Annotated in this window: 20 protein-coding genes; 8 read left to right on the top strand and 12 right to left on the bottom strand. The window is 70.7% G+C overall.

Features of this window, described 5'->3' with window-relative positions:
- The first annotated feature begins 37 nt into the window (after positions 1–37).
- The gene (locus C1A38_RS12245; RefSeq protein ID WP_102657975.1) at positions 38–820 is read left to right on the top strand and encodes an IclR family transcriptional regulator; all 783 of its coding nucleotides are present in this window, start codon (positions 38–40) and stop codon (positions 818–820) included.
- A 75-nt stretch (positions 821–895) separates the two neighbouring features.
- Here the strand turns inward: C1A38_RS12245 and C1A38_RS12240 are convergent, their stop codons facing one another.
- A complete protein-coding gene (locus C1A38_RS12240) occupies positions 896–2,707 on the bottom strand; it encodes a PhoX family protein (protein ID WP_102657955.1) in 1,812 nt (603 codons plus the stop codon).
- Between the two features lie 243 nt (positions 2,708–2,950).
- Here C1A38_RS12240 and C1A38_RS12235 point away from each other — a divergent pair, with 243 nt between their 5' ends.
- Together C1A38_RS12235 and C1A38_RS12230 are read left to right on the top strand one after the other, a co-directional pair.
- Positions 2,951–3,445, top strand: a complete 495-nt coding sequence (locus tag C1A38_RS12235) for a sigma-70 family RNA polymerase sigma factor (RefSeq protein ID WP_233196787.1) — start codon at positions 2,951–2,953, stop codon at positions 3,443–3,445.
- A complete protein-coding gene (locus C1A38_RS12230; protein WP_102657954.1) occupies positions 3,442–4,134 on the top strand; it encodes an anti-sigma factor family protein in 693 nt (230 codons plus the stop codon). The genes C1A38_RS12235 and C1A38_RS12230 overlap by 4 nt, the downstream gene beginning before the upstream one ends.
- Before the next feature lie 7 nt (positions 4,135–4,141).
- Here the strand turns inward: C1A38_RS12230 and rarD are convergent, their stop codons facing one another.
- From rarD to eccE, 4 genes are all read right to left on the bottom strand, one after another.
- Entirely contained in the window at positions 4,142–5,062 is a 921-nt protein-coding gene (gene rarD / locus C1A38_RS12225; RefSeq protein ID WP_102657953.1) for an EamA family transporter RarD, read from the bottom strand.
- Between the two features lie 17 nt (positions 5,063–5,079).
- The gene (locus C1A38_RS12220) at positions 5,080–5,559 is read right to left on the bottom strand and encodes a GNAT family N-acetyltransferase (RefSeq protein ID WP_102657952.1); all 480 of its coding nucleotides are present in this window, start codon (positions 5,557–5,559) and stop codon (positions 5,080–5,082) included.
- A gap of 146 nt (positions 5,560–5,705) precedes the next feature.
- Positions 5,706–6,092 carry a phage holin family protein gene (locus C1A38_RS12215; RefSeq protein ID WP_102657951.1) on the bottom strand — a complete coding sequence of 129 codons (387 nt, stop codon included), beginning with the start codon at positions 6,090–6,092 and terminating at the stop codon, positions 5,706–5,708.
- 13 nt (positions 6,093–6,105) lie between these two features.
- Positions 6,106–7,956: a type VII secretion protein EccE gene (gene eccE / locus C1A38_RS12210; RefSeq protein ID WP_233196786.1), complete on the bottom strand. Its 1,851-nt coding sequence runs from the start codon at positions 7,954–7,956 to the stop codon at positions 6,106–6,108.
- A 240-nt stretch (positions 7,957–8,196) separates the two neighbouring features.
- On the opposite strand from eccE, the gene C1A38_RS12205 reads away from it, so the two are divergent.
- Both C1A38_RS12205 and C1A38_RS12200 read left to right on the top strand, forming a co-directional pair.
- The gene (locus C1A38_RS12205; RefSeq protein ID WP_013731042.1) at positions 8,197–8,517 is read left to right on the top strand and encodes a WXG100 family type VII secretion target; all 321 of its coding nucleotides are present in this window, start codon (positions 8,197–8,199) and stop codon (positions 8,515–8,517) included.
- 21 nt (positions 8,518–8,538) lie between these two features.
- A complete protein-coding gene (locus C1A38_RS12200) occupies positions 8,539–8,832 on the top strand; it encodes a WXG100 family type VII secretion target (RefSeq protein WP_013731043.1) in 294 nt (97 codons plus the stop codon).
- Positions 8,833–8,978: 146 nt separating this feature from the next.
- On the opposite strand, the gene mycP is transcribed toward C1A38_RS12200, so the two are convergent.
- On the bottom strand, positions 8,979–10,193 hold the full coding sequence (gene mycP / locus C1A38_RS12195; RefSeq protein WP_502696933.1) for a type VII secretion-associated serine protease mycosin: 1,215 nt from the start codon (positions 10,191–10,193) through the stop codon (positions 8,979–8,981).
- Positions 10,194–10,384: 191 nt separating this feature from the next.
- Here mycP and C1A38_RS12190 point away from each other — a divergent pair, with 191 nt between their 5' ends.
- Positions 10,385–13,363, top strand: a complete 2,979-nt coding sequence (locus C1A38_RS12190) for an SseB family protein (protein WP_233196784.1) — start codon at positions 10,385–10,387, stop codon at positions 13,361–13,363.
- Positions 13,360–13,725, top strand: a complete 366-nt coding sequence (locus tag C1A38_RS12185; protein WP_102657949.1) for a UCP033725 family protein — start codon at positions 13,360–13,362, stop codon at positions 13,723–13,725. Before C1A38_RS12190 ends, C1A38_RS12185 begins: the two co-directional genes overlap by 4 nt.
- On the opposite strand, the gene C1A38_RS12180 is transcribed toward C1A38_RS12185, so the two are convergent.
- From C1A38_RS12180 to acs, 3 genes are all read right to left on the bottom strand, one after another.
- A complete protein-coding gene (locus C1A38_RS12180; protein ID WP_102657948.1) occupies positions 13,726–14,658 on the bottom strand; it encodes an alpha/beta fold hydrolase in 933 nt (310 codons plus the stop codon).
- 138 nt (positions 14,659–14,796) lie between these two features.
- Entirely contained in the window at positions 14,797–17,202 is a 2,406-nt protein-coding gene (locus C1A38_RS12175; RefSeq protein ID WP_102657947.1) for an immune inhibitor A domain-containing protein, read from the bottom strand.
- Between the two features lie 285 nt (positions 17,203–17,487).
- Entirely contained in the window at positions 17,488–19,482 is a 1,995-nt protein-coding gene (gene acs, locus C1A38_RS12170) for an acetate--CoA ligase (protein ID WP_102657946.1), read from the bottom strand.
- A gap of 426 nt (positions 19,483–19,908) precedes the next feature.
- Here acs and C1A38_RS12165 point away from each other — a divergent pair, with 426 nt between their 5' ends.
- On the top strand, positions 19,909–20,655 hold the full coding sequence (locus C1A38_RS12165; RefSeq protein ID WP_102657945.1) for a Fic family protein: 747 nt from the start codon (positions 19,909–19,911) through the stop codon (positions 20,653–20,655).
- A 142-nt stretch (positions 20,656–20,797) separates the two neighbouring features.
- Here C1A38_RS12165 and C1A38_RS12160 read toward each other — a convergent pair whose 3' ends face one another.
- The 3 genes from C1A38_RS12160 to C1A38_RS31755 all read right to left on the bottom strand — a co-directional run bounded on the left by C1A38_RS12160 (position 20,798) and on the right by C1A38_RS31755 (position 23,160).
- Entirely contained in the window at positions 20,798–21,604 is an 807-nt protein-coding gene (locus tag C1A38_RS12160) for an HAD family hydrolase (RefSeq protein WP_102657944.1), read from the bottom strand.
- 464 nt (positions 21,605–22,068) lie between these two features.
- On the bottom strand, positions 22,069–22,272 hold the full coding sequence (locus C1A38_RS30820) for a hypothetical protein (RefSeq protein WP_146017526.1): 204 nt from the start codon (positions 22,270–22,272) through the stop codon (positions 22,069–22,071).
- 180 nt (positions 22,273–22,452) lie between these two features.
- The gene (locus tag C1A38_RS31755) at positions 22,453–23,160 is read right to left on the bottom strand and encodes a VHL beta domain-containing protein (protein WP_233196783.1); all 708 of its coding nucleotides are present in this window, start codon (positions 23,158–23,160) and stop codon (positions 22,453–22,455) included.
- Positions 23,161–23,166: the final 6 nt, after the last annotated feature.

The following is a 23,166-nucleotide window of genomic DNA, read 5'->3' as shown; positions in this document are numbered from 1 at the left end:
TTTCATATGGTGTAAGTCCCTGGTGGCGGAGGTGGTTGTGCGTGACCCCCTGGCGGAGCCTTCGGACCTGATCCGGAGCGTGTCCCGCGCACTGCGAGTGCTCGAGTCGGTCGGTCGTGCCCCACGCGGGCTGACCGTGAAACAGATAGCCCGACGCTGCGAGCTGACCGTGGCCACCACATACCACCTGGTGCGGACCCTCGCGTACGAGGGCTACGTGATCCGTCGGGAGGACGGGACGTACATCGTGGGCCTGGAGGTGGCCGACCGCTATCGCGAGCTGGTCGCCGCGTTCCGGGGTACGCCGGCGGTCGGGGAGACACTGCGCCGGGTCGCGCTGGAGACCGGCTGGAGTCACTACCTCGGCCGGTTCGTCGGCGGGCAGGTCGCCATCACCGCCGTCGCGGAGGGCCACCGATCGCCCTACCTGGAGGATCTCGTGCCGGGGTTCGACGAGGGCGCGCACGCGACAGCTCTCGGCAAGGCCCTGCTCGCCACGCTCACCGCCGAACAACGCCACCGCTACCTGCGCGAGTACGGCATGCGGCCGTTCACCAGCACCACGCTGAGCACCCCGGAGGCGTTCGAGGCCGACCTGGCTGCCGGGGAGCGCCGTGGCATGCAACTGGAGCTGGGGCAGTTCCGCCAGGGGGTGGCGTGCGCCGCGGTGCTGATCAGCCCGGACAAGGACATGGAGCGCCGGACCGTGCTGGCCTGCGCGCTGCCGGCCAGCGAGATGATGACCTCCGCCCGAGTGGTCCGGACGAAGCTGCTCACCGCCGCCCGCGCGATCGCCGACAGCCTCGCCACCGACAACTGACCGCTACAGCCCGACGGCCCCCGTCCTGGTGGGACGAGGGCCGTGGGAGCGGCCGGCGCGGATGCCGGGGCGGGGTCAGCTACCGACCGGTCCGCCGTCCAGCCGCCAGGTGACCACCACGCCCGGCTTGGCGTGGTCGCCGTCCGGCCAGGTGGAGGCCGGGTTGTCGACCGTGGCACCGGTGGTCTCTCCCGGGTGCTGCACGGCGACGAAGAGGGAGCGGTTGTCGCCGGTGACGAACGGCCCGCAGGTCTCCGCGCCACGCGGCACGGTGAGGAACTGCTTGAGGTGGCCGCGTTCCGGGCAGGAGATCGGGGAGACCCTGGTCTTGTCGTACCCGGCGAAGTAGGTCGACGGGTCCGCCGGATCGCCGCAGACGATCGGCAGTGACCAGGTGAACGTCTCAGCGGTGTGATCCGACCGGTCCTCCACCAGTTCCAGGATCCGGCCGTGCCGGTTGGCGGTACGCGGGTTGGCCTCGTCCGGCTTCGGGTTGCTGCCGACACCCCGGCTGGTGTTGTTTGTCAACGCCACATACACCTTGCCCGTGTGCGGGCTCGGCTCGACGTCCTCCGGACGGTCCATCTTGGTCGCACCGACCCTGTCCCCGGCGAGCCGGGTGAAGGTGAGCACCTCGGCGGCGCTCATGCCGTCCACGTACGACCGGTTGCCGCTGACCAGCTTGATCCAGCGGCCACCGCCGTTGAACGCGCCGTCGCTGGGCAACGCGCCGGAGCCGTCGATCTCGGCGGCGCTGGTCTGGCCGAACTGGGCGACGTAGAGGGTGCCCGACTCCAACAGGGTCAGGTTGTGCCTGCGGGCGACCCAGGAGTCACCCGTCATGAACTTCTTGTCGGAGACGAACTTGTAGAGGTAGTCGAAGCGCTCGTCGTCGCCCATGTAGACGACCACGTGACCGCTGCGAGCCACGATGACGTTGGCACCCTCGTGCTTGAACCGGCCCAGCGCGGTGTGCTTGCGGGGACGGCTGTCCGGGTCGTACGGGTCGATCTCCACGATCCAGCCGTGCCGGTTGGCCTCGTTGGGGTGCCTGGCCAGGTCGAAGCGGTCGGCGACGCGTTCCCACCGACGGCTGCCGCTGCGGTAGCGGGCGGTGGTGGTGATGCCGTAGCGCGCCAGCTGGGGCTTGTCGGCCTCCGGCGCGGCGTCACCGCCGACGAAGTACTGGTCGAAGTTCTCCTCGCCGGAGAGCACGGTGCCCCACGGGGTCACCCCACCGGCGCAGTTGTTGAGCGTGCCGACCACCCGACGGCCCTTCGGGTCGGCGGCGGTCTTCACCAGCGACGAGCCGGCGACCGGGCCGGTCAGCTCCAAGGTGCTGCTCAACGCGTCGACCCGCCGGTTGTACGGGCGGCGGCCCGAACCGGCCACCCGCCACTGACCGGTGCCGGCGACCCGCTCGATCTCCACCACCGACATGCCGTGCGCCGCCATCGCCACCTTGACCTGCTCGACGGTGAGCGCCTCATGGCTGGTGAAGCCGGGGAACATCAGCTCCTCGTTCGTGTACTCGTGGTTGACCACGAGCAGCGCCCGCCTGCCGCCCTTGTCCAGCGGCAGCACGCCGACGAAGTCGTTGTTGTAGCCGAACTGCCTGGCCTGCGCGGCGGCGGTCTGCCTGCGCAGGTCGAAGGCGGGGGCACCGGGCACCACCGGGTCGCCCCAGCGGATCAGCACCGCGTGGTCGTAGCCGTTGGGCACCACGAAGGTGTCCAGGGTGGCGAGATCACCGAAGTACGGGTTGTCGGAGGTGTTGGGTACGGGGTGGTCGCAGGCGTTGGCGCAGCGGTACAGACAGGTCATGGCGTCACGGCTGCCGTGGCGGGTGGTGCCCAGTAGCGGCAGCGGCCGGGGACGGTCGCTCATGAGGGGGAGCCTCCTGGGGTCGGTGCGCACCGGCGCAACCCACCGGCGCGTACCCGCCGGACGCTAGGTGCGCCCGGTGAGCGCGGGTCGGCCACTGTCTGAACCAGCGATGAAAATCGCCACGGAGGGCAGGTTTGAACTGGGACTGAACTGTTGGGGGTGACCGCACGTATCAACCCTCGTAACGCCGAGCCCGCTCCCGGCGAGAGCGAGGAGAGGACCATCAGCGACCACGACGCGGATCTGCTGCGTGCCCTGCATGACGAACATGCCGACGCGCTGTACGCGCACGCGTTGCGCCTGGTCAACGGCGACCGGCAGCGCGCCGAGGACCTGGTGCAGGAGACGCTGCTCCGGGCCTGGCGCCACCCGGAGTCGCTGGACCCGCGACGCGGCTCGGTACGGGCCTGGCTGTTCACCACCGCGCGGAACCTGGCCATCGACGCCTGGCGACGCCGCTCCACCCGGGTCGGTGAGATCTACACCGACGAGCTGCCCGAACCGCCCGAGGTCGTCGACGAGACGGAACGTGCCGTCGAGGCGTGGACGGTCGCCGAGGCGCTGAACCGGCTCAGCCCGTCGCACCGCGACGTGCTTGTCGAGTGCTTCTACCAGGGGCGTTCGGTCTCCGAGACGGCATCCCGGCTGGGCGTTCCGCCGGGGACGGTGAAATCCCGAACCCATTACGCGCTGCGGTCACTACGGTTGGTCCTTGCCGAGATGGGGGTGACCGGATGAGCCGCTGCGACTTCGCGTACGACGATGGCGCGTACGTGCTGGGCGCCCTGTCTCCCGCGGACCGCGCCGCCTACGAACGCCATCTGGTCGACTGCCCGGCCTGCCAGCAGTCCATCTCCGAGATCGCCGTGCTGCCCGGCCTGCTCGGCCGGTTGGATCCGACAAGCCTGGAGCAGTTCCTGCCGCCGCCGGAGAACCCCCGGGTGCCCGAGCTGCTCAGCGTCGCGCGGGAACGTCGCCGCCGCGAACGGCAGGCCAACCGGCTGCGGTACGCGGTGATCGGGCTGGCGGCTGCCGCGCTCGCCCTGGTCGTCGGCTTCGGTACGGCCACCATGCTGCCCGGACAGGAGACGAACGCGCCGCTGGCCCAGGTGCGGATGGTGCAGATGCGGCCGGTGGCGGGTTCCGTGCCGCTGCACGCCGAGATCGGGCTCACCGGCACGAACTGGGGCACCGAGGTCACCATGACCTGCGGGTACGACGAGCGGTCCGGTTACGGCAAGGCGAACGCGTTCCGGCTGGTGGCGCATGCCGCCGACGGCTCGCAGGAGCAGATCGGCTCCTGGCTGGCGGCGCCCGGCGACGATCTGCGGATCAGTGGCGCGACCCGGTTCACCAACGCCGAACTGGTCCGGCTGGAACTGGTCCGGGCCGACGGCACCGTCGTGCTCGCCTACGACGTGCCCTGAGCACTGATCAGCTGACAGCGGCCGGAGACACGGTGACCGGCGGCTGGCGGCGGGTACGCCGGGCCTGGCGCAGCCCGTCCGCGGTGAAGACGATCAGGGCGAGCCAGACCAGGGCGAAGCCGGCCAGCCGGGCCGGGGGCATCGGCTCGTGGAAGATCAGGACCCCGCAGCCGAGCTGGAGGATCGGGGCCACGTACTGGAGCATGCCCAGGGAGCTCAGCGGAAGCCGGTTGGCGGCCCCGGCGAAGAGCAGCAGCGGGATGGCGGTCAGCGCGCCGGCGATGACCAGCAGCAGGGTGTGTCCCGTCGACACCTGCCCGAACGCGATCTCGCCGGTGGCCGCGAGCCAGCCGAGGTAGCCCAGCGCGGGCAACGCCAGCACTGCCGACTCGACGAACAGGCCCTCCGCGGCCGGCAGCCCGAGCTGCTTCTTGACCAGGCTGTACCCGCCGAAGGTGAGCGCCAGGATCAGCGCGATGTATGGCAGTTGGCCGTAGTCGACGGTGAGCACGGCCACCGCGAGTCCGCCGATGCCCAACGCGCACCACTGGGCCGGACGCAGCCGTTCCCGCAGCACCGCCACCCCGAGCAGGACCACCACCAGCGGGTTGATGAAGTAGCCGAGGGCGGTCTCCACCACCCGGTCGGAGTTGACCCCGTAGATGTAGGTGAACCAGTTCAACCCGATCAGCACGGCTGCCGCGGCGATTCCCGCCAGGGCGCGCGGCCGGCGCAGCAGGGTCCGCAGGAATCCGATGTTGCGCATCGCGCCGAGCAGCAGTGCGACGAACGCCACGGACCAGATCACCCGGTGGGCGAGGATCTCCAGCGGGCCGGCCGGACGCAGCAGCTTGAAGTAGAGGGGAAAGAACCCCCACATCAAGTAGGCGGCGAACCCGTAGAGATATCCGAGGCGGAGCGGCGTCACGGCTTTACGGTAAGGGCCTAACCGGCCGACTGATCCTTGCCGGTGAGCGGGCTCACTGCCGAGTCGTGACGACGATCCAACTCCATCCAGCGCTCGCCGTCGACAGTGGTGAAGCCGAGCTTCTGATAGAGCCCGTGCGCGTCGAGGGTGGCCAGCAGCATCCGGCGTACGCCCAGGGTGGCGAGATGGTCGCGGACCGCGCCCGCCAGCCAACTGCCCAGGCCGTGACCTCGCTCGGTCCGGTCGACGTACACGTCGCACAGGTAGCCGAAGGTGGTCCGATCAGTGATCACCCGGGCCACGGCGACCTGGCGGTCGTCGACCGGCCGGTAGACGCCGTACCCGATCGAGCCGGCGAACGCCCGGGTCACCGTCTCCTGGTCCCGCCCGATCGCCCAGTAGGCGTCCGTGCTGAGCCAGTGGTGCACCCGGTCCAGGTCCAGCCGGTCCGGATCGGTGCTGATCGTGTAGCCGTCGTCGCGGGTCAGGGTGAACACCCTTGCGACGGTAGTCCGTACCGCGGTGCAGTCCGGTAGCCGGATACCGCAATCTGGTCTGCCCAGCCGGGCAGGTACCGCTCGTCCGGTGAGCGGTACCTGCCCGGCTGGTCGGTTCGGCGTGGGTGGCCGGTGTGGGTCGGGGGTCAGTCGCGGTCGAGGACGGCGCCGAGGATCCAGGTGACGACGCCGACGAAGAGCGCACCCAGGACGGCGGCCGGCCAGAAACCGTCCACCTCGAAGGGCAGCCCGACCTGGTCGGCGATCCAGCCGGTCAGCAGGAAGAGCAGACCGTTGACCACAAGCGCGATCAGGCCGAGAGTCAGCAGGTAGAAGCCGCAGCCCACGGTCTTGATGATCGGCTGGAGGACTCCGTTCACCACGCCGAAGATGACCGCCACGAGGACCAGCGTCAGCACCGTTTCGCTTGCCGACGCGGTGTCCAGAGAGATGCCGGGAATGACCAGGGTGGCGAGCCAGAAGGCCACCGCCGTGGCGCCGACCCGGATCAGTAGACCTTTCAGAAAACCCATGGCGGGCATGGTGTCACGGCCGGGCTATGGGCGGTACCCGCTCAGGTGTCGAGTCTCGGGACGGGCGACCGACCACTTGCGCCTCCAACGCCGTGCCGGCGAGCACCGCCCAGCGCAGGGCACGACGGTTCACCACGGCCACCATGTCGTGCCGGATCCGGGTCAGCCAGTCGGCGGAGTCACCGAGCCCCAGCGCGGCACCGGCGATCCCCGCCTCCGTACGACTCAACGGCTGGAGCACCGCCAGATCGGATCGGCCGAGCGCGTCCGCGTCGGCGGGGGTCAACTCGTCCCGAACCAGCAGGGTTGTCTGCCAGGCAGCACCCGGCCGGGGACCGCCGGTGGGGGGCGGCGCGTCCAGAACCACAAGCACCGGGGACAGCGGCGTGCCCGGACCGGTCTCGATCTGCCGGCCGGGCGGGAGCAGCGGAATCGGCTCGCCCGGCGTGCCGACACCGCGTACGAACGGCTGCCAGAGCTGTGGGCGGGTGGTCTGGACGACGACGCGGCTGCCCAGCGCCATCGCCCGCATGGTCACCAGTTGGGCTGCCCGCACCCCGCCGACGATCATCACGCGGGTGCTCTCCGGCCGGAACAGTCGGACGGTGACCGGGCTGCCGTGCCGGTTCGTGCCCACCACCAGGCCGGCTGAGCCGTACGGCAACTCCAGCCCTGCGCCCTCGCCGGTCGCGACCGGGACAGGTGGGGCCAGCGGCAGGGTGTCGGCGAAGCCCGGCAGGTGCGCCCCGTCGAGTCGCTGCACCAGGCCACCGGCCGCCGTCACCAGCGCGCGCAGCGCCCTGGCGGCAGCGGACAACTCGGCGGGCGTCGACGCACCGATCCGTACGGTCAGGCCGGTGGTCGCCGTCGCACCGGCCTCGGCGTGCAGCGACACCGTCACCGCGGTCGCCGGCAGCTGCAACAGCCGCGACACCAGGTGGCGTGCGGCCTCCGGGGCGGGCCACCGGCGGAGCCGGAAGGTGGTCTGCAGCAGCCCACCGGACCGCACGGCCTGCCAGGACTCCCGGACGGGCCGCCCGTCGTAATGGGCGAGCTCGGCGAAGACACGCAGCGCCGCCGGTTCACCCAGCGGCCGTATCGACAGCGGTCGGGCGCGTCGGACGATCCGGCGTACGGTGCTGGCGAGGGTGTTTCGTAACGCCTGCTCCGACCAGCCTTCGGCCCGCGCCACCCGGACGGCCAGCACCACCCGTTCCCGCCCTGCCACCCGGCCCTGGGTCAGCTGGCGGTACGAGGTGGCGGCCGGACCGCCACCGGCCCCCGTCACCGGCACCGCGGACAGCACGAGCTGGACGCGTACCGGCGGACCATCGCCCGGGTCGGCCGGCAGCAGCGAGGCGGGCGAGGGCAGCTGCTGCCCGCCGTCACCGAGCAGGTCGGCCCGGTCGCCGAACTCCAGCAGCGCCACCACACCGCCGGGGTCGTCCAGCAACACGGCCGATGATCCGGCCAGTTCGACCGGATGGCGAACGGTGTCCGGAGCCACCAGGTCGAGCAGCGCCACCGGCCCGCCGTCCGGGGTGACCGTGCGTCGCCGGGTGGCGTAGCCCAGACTGATGCTCAACCACTCGTACAGCCACCGCCGGCGGACCCGGCACCAGGCGAGGAACAACACCGCCCCGGCCAGCGCGGCGGCGGCCAGCATGGTGGGCAGACCCCGACCCAGGGCCGCGACGGGTGCCGCCAGCGCCACCTGGGTGGCGACGATCTGTCCGGCCCGGGGACGGAGATCTCGCCAGCGGTCGCCGGGCCCGGTCGACACGATCGCGGGCGTGACCCGCTGCTCGGACGCGGATGATCCGCCGGGCGGTGGGTGCCCAGGCGCGACCGGGACACCCGTCATCGCCACCGCACCCTCCTCGGCCGGTCACCCGCCGCGACCTGACTGCCGCCCATCGTAGTGAGCTGGGTGGATCCGCGTTGTCCACAGGGGAACGGGACGGGGTAGCACAACAGCGATGGTGCCGCTACCGTCAGCGACGAGACTTCAGTGGTCCGATCCCACGGCACGCAGCCCCTCCGGTGCCAGTGGGTGTGCGTTTGCCGGGCCAGCCACGAGCCAGCAGACAAAGGAGACGTCGGGGTGTCCCAGACCCAGGCACAGGCCGCGGTGATGCAGCAGACCGCGGCGAAGTTCGAGCAGGCGGACCAGTCGTTGCAGTCGATGCTCAGCGGGCTGCTGACTCAGCTGGAGGTTCTTCAGCAGGCCTGGCGCGGAGCCGGCGGCCGCTCGTTCGAGCAGGTCAAACAGCAGTGGTCGCAGGATCAGGCGGCCCTTCAGCGGGCGTTGCGCGAGACCGCAGGGGCGATTCGCACCGCTGGCGTGCACTACGACGCGTCGGACGCCGAGGCGGCCAGCCGGGTGTCCGCCACCAACCGCGGCGGCATCCAGCTGCCGCTCTAGACCACCTTCAGGGGGAATCCGATGGAGCACGGTGTGCTGGTCGTCAACTTCGCCGCGCTGCAACAGGCCAGCGCGGACATCCAGCGGGCGTTGAACACGCTCGACTCGCAGCTGGGGCAACTGGAACGCGACGCCGCACCGCTTGTGGCCAGCTGGTCCGGTGAGGCCCAGCAGGCGTACGAGCAGCGGCAGGCCCGGTGGCGCAACGCCTCGCAGGACCTTCAGGCGATGTTGCGTGACATCAAGCTCGCGGTGGACGAGTCCGCGACCGACTACCTCGACACCGAGAAGAAGAACGTCGGCCTGTTCCGGTGACCGCACGGCGACGCTGCCCGGAGTCCGGGCAGCGTCGCCTTGTGCATGCTGTTGTCCCCCAGCCGAGCGTCACCCCACGGCCCGGACGACCGTCCCTCGGCCCGGGTGGGGTTGACGATCGGCCCTCGGCCCGGGTGGGGTTTCGGTCAGCTCGGGTCGGCGGGACGCCAGCGGCGGCGGGCACCTCGGGGCACGATCAGGGCGACCAGCACGATGCCGACCACCATCAGCCCACCGACGGTGGCCAGCAGGACGGCCCGTTGCCGTGCGTCCGCCCGCCGGTTCTGCTGGGCGGCCAGCGCCGGGTCGGGGCGCTCGTCGGCCAGGGCGATGACCGGGGCGGTGCGGGCCGCCGGGCCGCCGGTGGTCTCGGTGATGGCCCGATACGGATTCAACACACCCGCGCCGTACCCGTTGCCGGGTGCCGGGTCGGCGGTGGACACCAGTCGCCCGGCCACCTCCTCGGCGCTCAACTCGGGGTGGTACTCGCGCAGCAGGGCCGCCGTGGCGGCCACGAACGGTGTGGCATAACTGGTGCCTTCGGCACGATGATGGCCCTGCCCAGGAGCGGCCATCAGCACGTCCGACCCGGGCGCCACCAGATCCACATAGGAGCCGATCTGCGAGAAGTCGGCCCGTACGCCGTCCGCACCGATCGCGCCGACGCCGAGTACCCCCTCGTACGCGGCGGGGTAGGGGCGCGGATCACCGTTGCCGTGCAGATTGCCCACGGCGGCGACCACGACCACGTCCCGCGCGAGCGCGTAGCCGACCGCGTCGCGTACCGCTGCGTGGTCGGCGTACAGGACGACGGAGAGGTTCACCACGTCGGCGTGGTTGTCGACCGCCCAGCGGATGGCGCGGGCGAAGTCGCCCGGGGCGACCGTGCGACCGGTGCCCTGACCGTCCACGACCTGCTGCTCGCTGACCCGTACCGGCAGGATCCGGGCAGCGGGTGCCAGTCCGCGCAGGCCACTGCCGTCGTGGGGTACGGCGGCGATGATGCTCGCCACCCCGGTGCCGTGGCCGACGCAGTCCCGCGTGCCGTCGCCGCCGGGATCGAGCAGGTCCGTGCCGCCGAGTACGCGGCCGGCGAGCTGTGGGTGACGTCGGTCCACCCCTGAGTCGACCACCGCCACGGTCACCCCGGCTCCGGTCGCCAACGGGTGCAGCTGCTCCGGCGCGTACCGCTGCTGAGGCCAGGGAACCGCGGACACCGACCGGGCCGGCGCAGGCGGTGTCGCGCAGTTCGGCGCCCTGCCCGCCGCGACCGCCGACGCGAGCGCCACCGTGACCGCTGTCGGGTCCGTCACCACGGCAGGTACGGCGGTCATGGAAACGGCAAGCAGAGCGGCCGCCATAACCGGAAAAGAGGGATGCGGACCGTACCGGGACATCGACAGCCTCCGTATCGTGTCGACACCGGAACGGGATGTTAGCGCGTCGGGCGATACCGGACCGGATCCCGGCCAGCCTTGTCATTGTGATCTTGATGTGACCTTGTAGGTTGTAACCGACACCTATGGCCTGGGCCCGGGAGGAGGGGGTGGCCGTGACCGACTGGGAGCCGGCCACCGAGGCGGAAGCCGCACTGCGAGACGCGCTACGCAGCAATGACCAGCAGCTTTACTTCCGCATCCTGTCCAGCATCGAGCTGCTCCTGCCGATCGCCGCGCCGGCCGTCGGGTCCGCGCCGGTGGGCTGGGGCACCTGGACCACCGGCGGCCGTACCCACGTGCTGGCGTTCACCTCCGTCGAGGCGATGCGGGCGTGTCTGGGTGAGCACGGCGGGTCCGCCCGACGCACCGGCTACGCCGAGTTGGCCACCGGCTGGCCCAACCACGAGTGGTGGCTGGCCGTGAATCCCGGGTTGCCCATCGAGGGCTACCTGCCCGCCTGGTACGTCGCCCAACTGTCCCGTGGCGACGTCCGGCTACCCGGCCGTACCGTCGGTGCCCGAGCCAGGTTGGAACGGGTCGAGGCGCTGAGCCGGCTGCGCGAATCCGACCCGGGTGCGGTGACTCCGCCCGCGACCGTCCCCCTACCACCCCCGGCTCCGCCCCGCCCACCGATGCCCTCCCGGGTCGTCCCCACACCGTTCCAACTCCCGGAGGTTCCCGTCGCCGCACCGGGCACGGGACCCGGGGCAACCGGCCAACCGTCCGGCGGCCAGGCAGCGGGCTATCCGGGCAGCGGTCACGTCGGGCCGCCCGGCGCAGAACAATGGCCCGGGCCCGCCGGCAACCAGCCACGCTCCCTGGGTGCCGAGCGTTCGGGCCTGATCGGTGGCACGCGTACGGATCTGGCGGCCGGCGCGCGGCCGGATGCTCAGGGCACCTTGCCGCCACGCCAGCCCATGCCGGCGCGCGGGGAGGCGTCCGGTCGTCCGGGCCACAACCGGCCGGTCGTCGCGGAACCGCCCGCTGCTTCGACGAACGGGCAGCCCGCCGACGCCGGCACCGACCAGACGACCCGGCGGTCCTTCTTCGAACCGGCGTCCAACCGAGCGGCGTCCCGAAGCGAGCGAGCCACCCCGCCTTCCCGATTCGCCCGGAGCGGGCAGCCGTTCCCCCGCCGGGGCGCGGCCCCCGAGCCGGCGACCGACGGCAACACCCGAGCCTTCGACTTCAGCCAGGACGCCCAGGCCGGCAGCGTGCCCCGGCCCGAGTCGAACGGTGCGGCGACGCAGCCCCTGCGGCCGTCCGCCGGCCTGTCGCAGGATCCGACCCAGCGTCTGCGGTTCAACGCGCCGGCCGACCTGACCGGCTCGACGCAGGGTGCCCCGACCGCCGCGGAGGCCACCCAGCCCCTGCCGCGCCGGCAGTCGACGGAACACGACGAGGGGACGTCCCCGTCGCCGGCGGAACCGGTTTCCAGTCCGCCGGCACCGCGGCGCGGGTTCACGCCGATCGTCATCGAGGGCACCATCATCGAGGCCCGCGACCTGACGACGCCGCCGGAGCCCGACGTCGACCGGGACGCGCCGACCTACGCCTCGGCAGCCGGAACCACGGCGACCGGTACGCCTGCGGCTCCTCCCGCCGACACCGAGCCGACAACACAGATCTTCCCGCCGCAGGCTGAGCCGACGACGACGCTGTTCCCGGCGCAGTCGGAGCAGACGGTGTCGCTGTCTCCGGATCAGTCTGAGCCGACGACGGTGTTCCCGGCGCAGGCCGAGCGGACGGTGTCGCTGTCTCCGGAGCAGGCGGACCCGACGACGGTGTTCCCGGCGCAAGCTGAGCAGACCACGCTGTTCCCGGCGCAGGCGGAGCAGACTGCGGCGGTTCCGACGGTGGCGGACGAGGTGACCGCCCCGGTTCCCACGCCTGCGTCGGAGTCGACCCACTCCGAGACGGTGCAGCCGCCGGCGACCGGGTCCTCGCTGTTCGACCCTTCACCGTCGCGTACGGACGCCGACGGACCGAGCGCCGTCGCCCCGGGCTTCGAGGACGCTGCGGCGACGACGCAGCGGATGGCCACCCCCGATGCGCCGGTGTCGTCGTCACCTGTCGATTCCGCCCCGGAGCCCACCGCCCCCGAGCCCATCGCACCGACGGCGGCCGGGTTCGAGCCGGCCAACGAGGTGGAGGAGAACCTGCTCGCCGCCGCCGGGACCGCGAACACCGACACGTTTCTGTCGACGCTGCTGCTGGCGTGGGTCCTCATGCCGGTCGCCGTCGACTCGGCCCCCGGCAGCCGGCCCGGTGATCCGGGGTACGTCTGGCCGACGGTGGACCTGGACGATCAGACGTTCGTGGTGGTCTACACCTCGTCGCAGCGACTCGCCGACCATGCCGACCCGACAGCCAAGACGATCAAGGTCCGCTTCGTCCAGCTGATCCGCTCCTGGCCCGACCTGTCGTGGTCGTTCGCGGTCAACCCGGGCACCCCGGTCGGCGCGAAGCTGCCCGGCGAGCAGATCGTCGGGCTGGCCAACTGGGCAGCGGAGCTGGGACTCGGTGACGAGAACGAGCCGGAACCGAGCGTCGACAAGCCCACGTCGACAAGCAGTCCACAGAAGACGACGTCCGCGGCCGACCCGACCCGTCCGATCGTGATGCAGAAGGCGATCGCGCCCAGTCAACTGGGCTACTACCTGGAACGCGGCTACGACCGGGTCTCCGGCTTCGTGCACCGGGCCACCGAACTGGCCCACCTCACCACGCCGGCACAGCTCTACCGCGCGCTCGGGCTCAGCCATCCGGAGTCGCCGTTCGCGCCGGACGCCGAGGAGATCTACGTGTTGCGGTGGCCGGCGTACCGGCCGAGTCTCTACCGCATTCCCTACGGTGGGCAGAGCGAAGCCGCGATGCGGGCGATGGAAGGCTGGGTCATCGAACGCGCCCCGTTCCGGGGCAACGGCTTCGCGCCCGGGGAGAGCAGTGAGGTGCTGGCCGAGTTCAAGGTGGACAGCGTCCGGCTGCCACACGGCGCACAGCTGCTCCGCCTCGGTGCGGACGGCACCGAGCGGCTGGTCGCCGTCTTCGACGCCGACACGCTCGGCTGGCGTGAGGTCGGTGAGCAGTGACCCGCGACGGTTACGTGGCCCGCTGGCACGGCCGGGAGTACCAGGCCAGCCCGGACGGCGGCGACGTGCGGCTGTACCAGGCGGAGCCGGGTGACGGCTTCGTCGAGGTGCGGCCCGGCCGGTACGTCCGGGTGGTGCCGGCCGCCGAGGTCGAGGAACTGGCCTACGTGCGTACGACGTGCACCTGGAAGGGGCAGCCGTTCATCGTGCTCGGTGAGCACGACGGATGGTTGCGGGTCGAGTACACGGGTGGGCGTTGGCCGGTGGCGCAGGCGATGCGGCTGGAGGCCTTCGACTTCGGCGTCTATCAGGGATGGGCGCCCGTCGGAGAGGTCACCGACCTGCGTGAGCAGCGGGTCTGATCACGACTTCGCCCAGCGTAGGATCTCGCCGAGCACCAGCTCCGTGGCCTCCAGGTGCGGGAAGTGGCCGACCTGGTCCAGCAGTCGCCACTCGTACGGCCCGCTGACGTAACGGCCCGAACCCTGGGCGGTACGCGGCAACGAGGCCACGTCCAGAGCGCCGTGCAGATGCAGGGTCGGTGCGACAAGCGGTCGTTGCATCAGCTTGACGAACCGGTAGCCGTGCAGCCGCAGCACCGACCGGAACGCCCAGCGATAGCCCTCCAGCGCGCAGAACGCCGCCTGCGGGATCCGCATGGCCTGCCGGTAGCGCCGCGCGTAGTCGGCGAATTCCGGGCCGGCGACCCAGCGGGGCCCACCCCAGCGGCGCAGGATCTCCTCCACCGCCCGGCCCTCGTCGCGGGTGAGGACATGCTCGTAGCGGGGCAGCTGGAACTTCAGCGTGGGGGTGGAGGCGGCGAACTGCCCACGAGGGTCGGCGAAGATGGCCGCCCGTAGCCGCAGCGGGTGTGGCGCACCGAGCACCACCAGCCGACGTACAAGCGTGGGATGGAACGACGCCACGGTCCAGGCCACCATGCCGCCGGCACCGGTGCCGACCACTGTCGCCGAGCGTTCACCAAGCGCCCGGATCATCCCGGCGACGTCGGCGGCGAGGGTGTATCCGTCGTACCCCCGGGGTGGTTTGTCGCTGGCGCCGTAGCCGCGCAGGTCGACGGCGACCGCGCGGAAACCGGCGTCGGCGATTTCGGGGAGCATCCGGTGCCAGGCCCACCAGTGCTCGGGGAAGCCGTGCAGGAAGAGCACCATCGGCCCGGTGCCCGCCTCCACGACGTGGAACCGGCTGCCGTTCGCGCCGACGAACCGGTGCGTCCACGGCCCCTCGGTGAGGACGCAGGACTCGTCGACGGCATCGCCGCGCTGCTCGGTCATGACGACAGCCTATGACCCCGCCGCCGGTCGCCCCGTCCGGCGGCGTCGGCGATGTGAGGTGGGCCGGGGAGAGCTGGGACAGGGCGATGCCCCGGGCAGGTCACCTGCCCGGGGCATCACCGGTGTCGCGTCGGTGGTTCAGGAGAAGCGGACCTTGGTGTTGAGGCCCTTCTGCTCCAGCACCTGGATCTTGGTGCCGGTGGCCGGGAGCTTCACACCGTGGTTCGGCAACTCGGGGAACCAGTACTGCTTGGTGTCGTCGAACAGGGGCTGCGCCGCCTGGCCGCGGATGTACTGCGGCTGGCTGTTGAGGTGCAGCGTGAACGAGTCCGCCTTCTTCAGGCTGAACGGCGCGTCGTAGACCTGGATCCGGGCCCGCCACGGCTGGCCGGTCAGGTTGTAGATCGGCCGGGGCCGGGAGTCGATGATCAGGTTCCGGCCCTCACCCGGGTGCGCGAACGTGTCGTTGTCCGCCCACCGGGTGTTCCAGTACGAGATCAGCAGACCCTCCTGGTACGCGTAGTGGTCCACGTAGTCCGGCTTGGTGTTGGCGTACCCGAAGAAGTACGGGCCGGTCTTGAGGTACTTGTCGTACGAGATGTACTGCCGCGTGCCCGCGATGTAGTAGTTCGCGAACTTGCGGGTGTAGCTCTCCTCGACCACCTCGAAACCACCGGCCAGCGTCCAACCGGCCCCGCCGTCCTCGGCACCGTCGGTGAAGACGGTGGCGCCGTCGGCGGTCAGCGTGACCGCGTCGCCGAAGAAACCGCCCTCGGAGACCGCACCGTCGGTCTGGTACCGCAGCCGGAAGCCGACCTGGTTGCCGACGACCCCGTCCAGCGGAATCGTGACGTCCACCCACTCGTCGTCGGAGCTGCCGTCCAGCGCGAAGCGTCCGGGGGAGATCTCCTTGAGCGGCTGGCCGCCTGCGGTGCCGGGCTGCGGCGTCCAGGTCTGTCCACCGTCGATCGAGGTCTCGAAGAACAGGTAGTCGTACTCCGCCTCAATGCTGTAGCGGCCCTTCATCGACAGCGTCGCCGACGACTTTCCGGTCAGGTCGAACGTCCTGGTCATGGTGCTGTTCAGGTCGTCCGCGTTGCCGGAGAAGAACTGCTTGCTGCCCTCGAACGGCGCACCGTTGTCGAAGGTGTACTCCCGCTCGGGCAACACCACCACGGCGGCCTGGGCCTCCTTGGTGTTGTATTCCTGCGGGCCGAGCACCAGGGTGCGCTTCTGACCGGCGACGATCACCTCGTAGTCGAGCCAGCCGAGCTGGAGCTTGTTCCAGGCACCCAGGTCACCGCCGCGCTCACCGATGCCGCCGTCGTTCTTGGCACCGAGTCGGCTCTGCGCCATCAACGTCCAGTGCTCGTTGTTGTTGTCGCCGCCGCTGATGACGTTGTAGTCGTCCGGCAGGCCGAGGTCGTGGGCGTACTCGTGGTAGAAGACGCTGCGACCGCCGTTCTCCGGCTGGATCGTGTAGTCGCCGATCCAGATGCCGGTGTCGCCGATCTGGGTGCCGCCGGCCGGGAAGTTCGGCGGGCCGGTACGTCCCTGGTCGGAGGCGTACGCGTACCAGCGGTGGCTCCAGATGGCGTCCTCGCCGTAGATCGGGTCACCGTCGGCCATGTCGCCGCCGGCGTGCACGATCTGGAAGTGGTCGATGTAGCCGTCGGGCTCGTTGAAGTCGCCGTCACCGTCGTGGTCGTAACGGTCCCACTGGTCCATCGCCCGGACGTCGGCGGCGATCTGCGCGTCGGTGCGGCCGGCGGCCTTCTGGTCGGCCACCCACTGGTTGGCGGCGTCGCGCACCAGCGCCCAGACGTTGGAGCAGACGATCGAGTCGCACGGGTAGCCGTTGGAGCGGCCGTACCGGGCCTGGTTGTAGTTGACCTTGACCCAGTTGCTGACCACGCCGTCGACGCTGTAGCGACCCGAGGACTGCGCCTCGTAGTACTGCTTCACGGACTCGTCGCCCGGGGCGGTGCCGAAGTAGAGCTTCCTGAAGTGATCGGCGTCGTAGTCCGGCTGCCAGACGGTCGAGTTGTCGACCCGCCGGTCCGGCTGCGGGATCTCGTTGTGCATCGGCCCGTCGAACCGGGCGGGCCCCGGAACGTCGGGGTCGGTGTCCTGGTCGGGGTAGTCCGGGTGCCGCTCGTTGCCGAACTCGGCCAGGATGACGAAGATCTGGTCGGTCTTCTCCCGGGAGAGCTCGACGTACTGCTTCTCGGTCGGACCCTTGCCGCCCTTGGGGGTCTTGGCGTTACGGCCGGCCTTGCCACCACGGACGGCCCGGTCGCCGACCTTGGCCACCGTGCTGCCGTTGATCCGCTCCGTCTTGACCCGGCCCGAGAGCACCTCGCTCAGGCCTTCCTGACGCAGTGCGCGACGCTTCTCTTCCAGCGGGTTCGGCAGGTCATGTTCGGCGTGGGCGGGCTCGGCGATCGACGGCGCGGCCGTCGGCGGCTCCGCGATCGGCGCGGCGGCGGCCGAAGCTCCGACCGTCAGCCCTGTCGCCGTCATCGAAAGCCCGAGCAGACCCACTGCGACTTTCCGCACGTGGTACCTCCGGATTGAGGGAACCGGCCCATCGGGGGTTGCAAGCCGGTGAGATCGGCCCCTACGGATATGGGGCCACTGGTGAACTTAGGCACTAGTGGGGCCCCTGGGAAGGGGTAGTCATCGATTTTATGGCAGTGAATTGCCTACAGGTCCCTTCACTGTCACAACCCGTGCCGGCCGCCACCCGCCATCCCCGCAGGTCCGGACAGACGACGACGGGTGGCGGTCCGCGCCGGACCACCACCCGTCGAGAGGTACGCCTGCCGGTCAGTCCTCGTCCGACTTGCCGCCACCCATGCCGGAGGCGATCAACTCCATCACCGAGGAGTCCTGCAACGTGGTCACGTCACCGAGCGACCGGTTCTCCGCCACGTCCCGCAGCAGCCGACGCATGATCTTGCCCGACCGGGTCTTCGGCAACTCCGGCACCAGCATGATCTGCCGGGGCTTGGCGATCGGCCCCAGCGTCTTCGCCACGTGGTTACGCAGATCGGCGATGAGCTGCTCACCTGCCTCACCGGAGATGTCGGTGCTGCTGCGCGGAATGGCGAACGCGACGATCGCCTGACCGGTGGTCGGATCGGTGGCACCCACCACCGCCGCCTCGGCCACCGACGGGTGCGAGACGAGCGCCGACTCGACCTCCGTGGTGGAGATGTTGTGCCCGGACACGAGCATCACGTCGTCCACCCGACCGAGCAGCCAGACGTGCCCGTCGTCGTCCTTCTTCGCCCCGTCACCGGCAAAGTAGATCCACTCGTCGCCGCCGGTGCCGCTCGCGCCCGCACCGAACCGGGACCAGTACGTCTCGATGAACCGGTTGTCGTCACCCCAGATGGTGCGCAGCATCGACGGCCACGGCTCCCGCAGCACCAGGTAGCCGCCGCCACCGTTGGGCACCGACTGGCCCTGGTCGTCGACCACGTCTGCGCTGATGCCGGGCAGCGGGGTCATCGCCGAACCTGGCTTGGCGGCGGTCACCCCCGGCAGCGGCGAGATCATGATGCTGCCGGTCTCGGTCTGCCACCAGGTGTCCACGATCGGCAGCTCGCCCCGCCCGACGTGCTGGCGGTACCACATCCACGCCTCGGGGTTGATCGGCTCACCGACGCTGCCGAGCAGCCGGAGCGTGGAGAGGTTGTACTCGGCGGGGATGTCGTCGCCCCACTTCATCATGGTGCGGATCAGCGTCGGCGCGGTGTAGAGGATGGTCACCCCGTACCGGTCGACGATCTCCCAGAACCGGCCCTTGTGCGGGGTGTCCGGGGTGCCCTCGTACATCACCTGGGTCGCGCCGTTGGAGAGCGGACCGTACACGATGTAGGAGTGGCCGGTCACCCAGCCGATGTCCGCGGTACACCAGTAGACGTCGGTCTCCGGCTTCAGATCAAAAACCGCATGCGAGGTGTACGACGTCTGGGTCAGGTAGCCACCGGTGGTGTGCAGGATGCCCTTCGGGCGGGCCGTCGTGCCGCTGGTGTAGAGGATGAACAGCGGGTGCTCGGCGTCGAACGCCTCGGCGGTGTGCTCGGTCGACGCCTGCTCCACCGTCTCGTGCCACCAGTGATCCCGCTGCGACCAGTCGACCGACTCGCCGGTCCGGCGGACCACAAGCACGTGCTCCACCGACGGGCAGTTCGCCACCGCCTCGTCGACTGTCGGCTTGAGCGCGGACGGCTTGCCCCGCCGGTAGCCGCCGTCGGCGGTGATGACGACCTTGGCAGAGGCGTCCTGGATCCGGTTGGTAAGCGACTCGGCGGAGAACCCGCCGAACACCACGCTGTGCGTGGCACCGATCCGGGCGCAGGCGAGCATCGCGACCGCCGCCTCCGGGACCATCGGCATGTAGATCGCCACCCGGTCACCGGCGACCACCCCGAGGTCGGTGAGCGCGTTCGCCGCCTGGCAGGTCATCCGGTGCAGGTCGGCGTAGGTGATGGTGCGGGTGTCGCCCGGCTCGCCCTCCCAGTGGATGGCCACCTTGTCGCCCCGACCGGCCTCGACATGCCGGTCGAGACAGTTGTACGCCACGTTCAGCTGCCCGCCGACGAACCACTTGGCGAACGGCGGATTCGACCAGTCCAGCACCTGGTCCCACTGCCTCGCCCAGGCCAGCCGCCCCGCCTGGCGCTCCCAGAAGGCCAGCCGGTCGGCCTCGGCCTCGGTGTACGCCTCAGCGGTGACGTTGGCACTGGCGGCGAGTTCCGCCGGCGGCGGGAACTGGCGCGTCTCGTTCAGCAGATTGGCCAACGCCTCGCTCATGCCAGCACTCCGCTTCGCTCCGTGCTGTCATGAGGCACCAGCGCGCTGTATCGATGATCCACTCGCTGCCGCTCGCTCATGCGGTGCTCCTCGTCGTCGGGGTGACCTGCGCCTCTTCGGGGCAGGTTAGCCGGGGCTGCCGACCATGGCGACGGAACCCACCCGCCTGCGTCGCCCAGTGGACCCTCTCGCGCGCCGAGGTGCACAACGCTCTCGATGAACGCCGCTGGTCCTCCCGGCGGCGGCTACCGCAGACAACCGCCCGGCGTCGGTCGGTCCACGCCGCGCGGTGTCGGTCGGTCCACGCCGCGCGGTGTCGGTCGGTCCACGCCGCGCGGTCGGTCCCGGCGCGGCAAGCGGGTGGTGCCCGTCGCGTTGCCGGTGACTGGGGCACGGGCCGACCAGCGGGCTCGATAGCGTGACGAGGTGACGACCGACCCGCTCGCACCGCTGCTCGCGCTCGCCGACGTCGCCGACGCCGTCGAGCAGGCCCGGATCCGCTTCGACACCGCGCTCGGCCACCGGGCGCTGCGCCGGCACGGCGGTCAGGTGGCCGCCGAAGTGAGCCTGCGATCTGCGGTCGCCAGCGCCGCCCTGGAGGGCCGGGTCCACGAGCGCGAGGCGGTCCGGGCCGGCACGGTGACAGACCCGGTGTTGCAGGGCGCGCTGCGGGTCGCCGGGGCACTTCCCGGGCTCAGCGACCGCTGGCCCAGAGCACCCCGGCAGGTGCTGGCGAAGCTGCACGTGCTCGCCAGCAGGGACGTGGTCGGCGCGGCCGAACTTGGCCGCCCCGTCGAGGACCCGGTGGTCTCCGCCCGGCTGGACGCCCTGGTCGGGCTCGTCGCCGGCGGCACGAAGGTCCCACCACTGGTGCTGGCCGCCGTCGTACACGGGGAACTGCTCAACCTGCGTCCGTTCGCCGGCCCGTCCGGCGTGGTGGCCCGCGGTGCCGCCCGCCTGGTGCTGCTCTCCAGCGGATTCGACCCGCGCGGCCTGCTCGCGATCGACGTCGGCCACCGCGAGCGCGAACCGGAGTACGTCGGGGGTGCCGGTGCCTTCGCCACCGGCACCCCCGACGGGCTACGGTCCTGGCTGCGGCACTACATGGCCGCCGTCGAGATGGGCGCCGACCAGTTGACCGAGATCGGCGACGAGGTCCTGGCCGCGAGCTGAACCCGGTAGCGGGCCCGGTGCGGCGGGCCGGACTGGCGGCGCGGGCTGTTGGCGTGGACCTGAATGCTGGCGTGTGCCGGACTGGCGGCGTGAGCCGGACTGGCGTCGTGGACCGGGCTGTTGGCGCGGATCGGCGACGGGGTCAGGCCGGGGTGGTCGAGGCGCGGGTGCGCCGGTGGCGGCCGTACCAGGCGATACCGATCGCCACCCCGACACCGACCCCGATCGCGGCAGCGGCGACCGGCACCGCCGGCCGCTCCCGCAGCCGGCGACCCAGCGGAATCGGGTGCCGGAACTCCAGCACCGGCCAGGCGTTCTCGACGGCCAGCCTGCGCAACTGCCGATCCGGATTGACCACGGTCGGGTGGCCCACACACTCCAACAACGGCCGATCACTGTACGAGTCGGAGTAGGCGTACGAGTCGTCCAGGTCGTACCCGCGCTCGGCGGCCAGCTCGCGGACCGCCTCCACCTTGCTGGGCCCGGCCGCATAGAACTCGACCTCGCCGCTGTACCGCCCGTCCACCACCGCCATCCGGGTGGCGATCACGTCGGTGACCCCGAGCAGCACCCCGATCGGGCGCACCATCTCCTCGCCGGAAGCCGAGACCAGCACGACGTCCCGGCCGGCTGCCTGGTGCTCCTCGATCAGGGCGGCAGCCTCGGCGTACACATAAGGGTTGATCAGCTCGTGCAGCGTCTCGGCGACGATCTGACGGACCTGCTCCACCTGCCAGCCCTTACAGAGCGTGGCAAGGTAGTCGCGGGTGCGGGCCATGGTCTGCTCGTCGGTGCCGCCCAGCCGGAACATCAGCTGCGCGTACGCCGACTTGACGACATCGCGTCGAGTGATCAGGCCATCCCGGTAGAACGGCCGACCGAACGCCAAGGCGCTCGACTTGGCAATGACGGTCTTGTCGAGATCGAAGAAAGCGGCACTTCGGCCCACGGCGCGAAAGTCTAGCCCGATGGTCTATGGTCGGCGGGTGCCCGGGGGCCGAACGCCCCTCGGACCTGCGGGACAGCCCCCACCACGCTTGCAGACAGTGATCGCGGTCACACTCTGCGAACAGGTTTTCGCGGGGAGTGGAGGCTACACCACTCGACGTACACAGGTTCACTCAGGCAGACTTGTCCACAAGGCGAGTATTCATATCGCGAACGACCGGCAGACTCTCGGCGGTTGCACCCCCCCCGTGACCGCTGAGCAGGTTCGGCTCGACCCCCCCGGAGCCGAACCTCCGACGACCCCCGTCTCCCCCCGACGGGGGTCGTCCCTTTGGCAGGTAAGCGCTGCCACGCAGGTCTCGCACCGTCCCCGACAGGTTCTGGTCACCGGCGCCCTCGACCCAGCCCTACCGCTCCCGCTCGGTCCGGCATCGGTCGGCGCGGCGGGCCAGGAGACAGCGGCGGTCAGGCGTCATCGGTGTCGTCGTCACCGTCTTCGTCGCGTAGCAGGCGATCGAGATCCTCCGGTCTCATCCGCTTGATCTCGGCTTCGAGTTTGCGGCTGTAGCGACGGTCGTTGGGGTCGCTGCCGTTGCTGGCCGCCACACGTCCGTACGCCTTCATGAACGACCCGATTTCACGTCGAATTCGATCCTGACGACGCCCCATGGTGCGACGGTAGGAGGCTGCCATCGCCTTCTCACAGCGATTTACGCGTCGACGAGGTGGCTCAGGTCGACGCTGGTGTCGTCGCGATCGCGACGATCATGAAGGACCGGGCAGTTGGACGATCGGCTATCCCCGTGGTCATCCTGACATGCCGGGTTTCCCGTGGGAGGGGCTTCCCGGTCAGCGGATCACGGCGCGGGCGGGGGCGGCGGTGGGCTCGAAGCAGACCAGTGACCTGCCTCGGCGGTCGGTCACCACCCACGGATGCCCGACGTAGGTGTGCTGCTGGTACGACTCGGACGGCTCAAGTACCGCGTACTGCTGTCTGTGGCCCTGGTGGTCCAGCCAGTACACGATCACCGACCGTGACCTGTGGTTGACGAACTCGATGCTGGTCTCCCGGCCACCGCTCACCGAGCGCAGATTCCGCTCCCGCCAGGGTGGCAACGGCGTCAGTTCTCGCGGTTCGGCGGGTCGAGGGCTCGGGGTCGGTCGTACCGTCCGGCTTGGTGACGCACCGGGTGCGGTTGGGCTGTCGGTGCGGGTGGCGGTCGGGCTGGTTCTGGTCGCCACCGTCGACGGCGATCGGGTGGGTGACGACACCTGGCTGGGTGCGACCGGGCGGGTGGAGGAAACGCCGCCCACGGACGACGAGGCCTGCGGGGCGGAGGGTGTCAGGGTGCCGGAGGGTGGCAACGGCAGGTCGGGGGCATGGGGCCAGCCGAACCGGCCGGACGGAGTCGGCGGTTCGGCGACCGGGGACGGCGGGGTGGTCGGCCAGAGTGCGGTCAGCAGGAGGCCGAGCACGGCGGTACCCACACCCGCCAGGATGAGCCGGTGGGAGCGGCGTTCGGTGGGGTGCGGTGTCGAATCGATCGGTACGACCATCGGCTC

Origin of the sequence: Verrucosispora sp. ts21 (assembly GCF_002879555.1) — a bacterium.
GTDB classification, from domain to species: Bacteria; Actinomycetota; Actinomycetes; order Mycobacteriales; family Micromonosporaceae; genus Micromonospora; species Micromonospora gifhornensis.
Note: the sequence above shows the minus strand (reverse complement) of the source record. Positions and strands in the feature narration are given on the sequence as shown.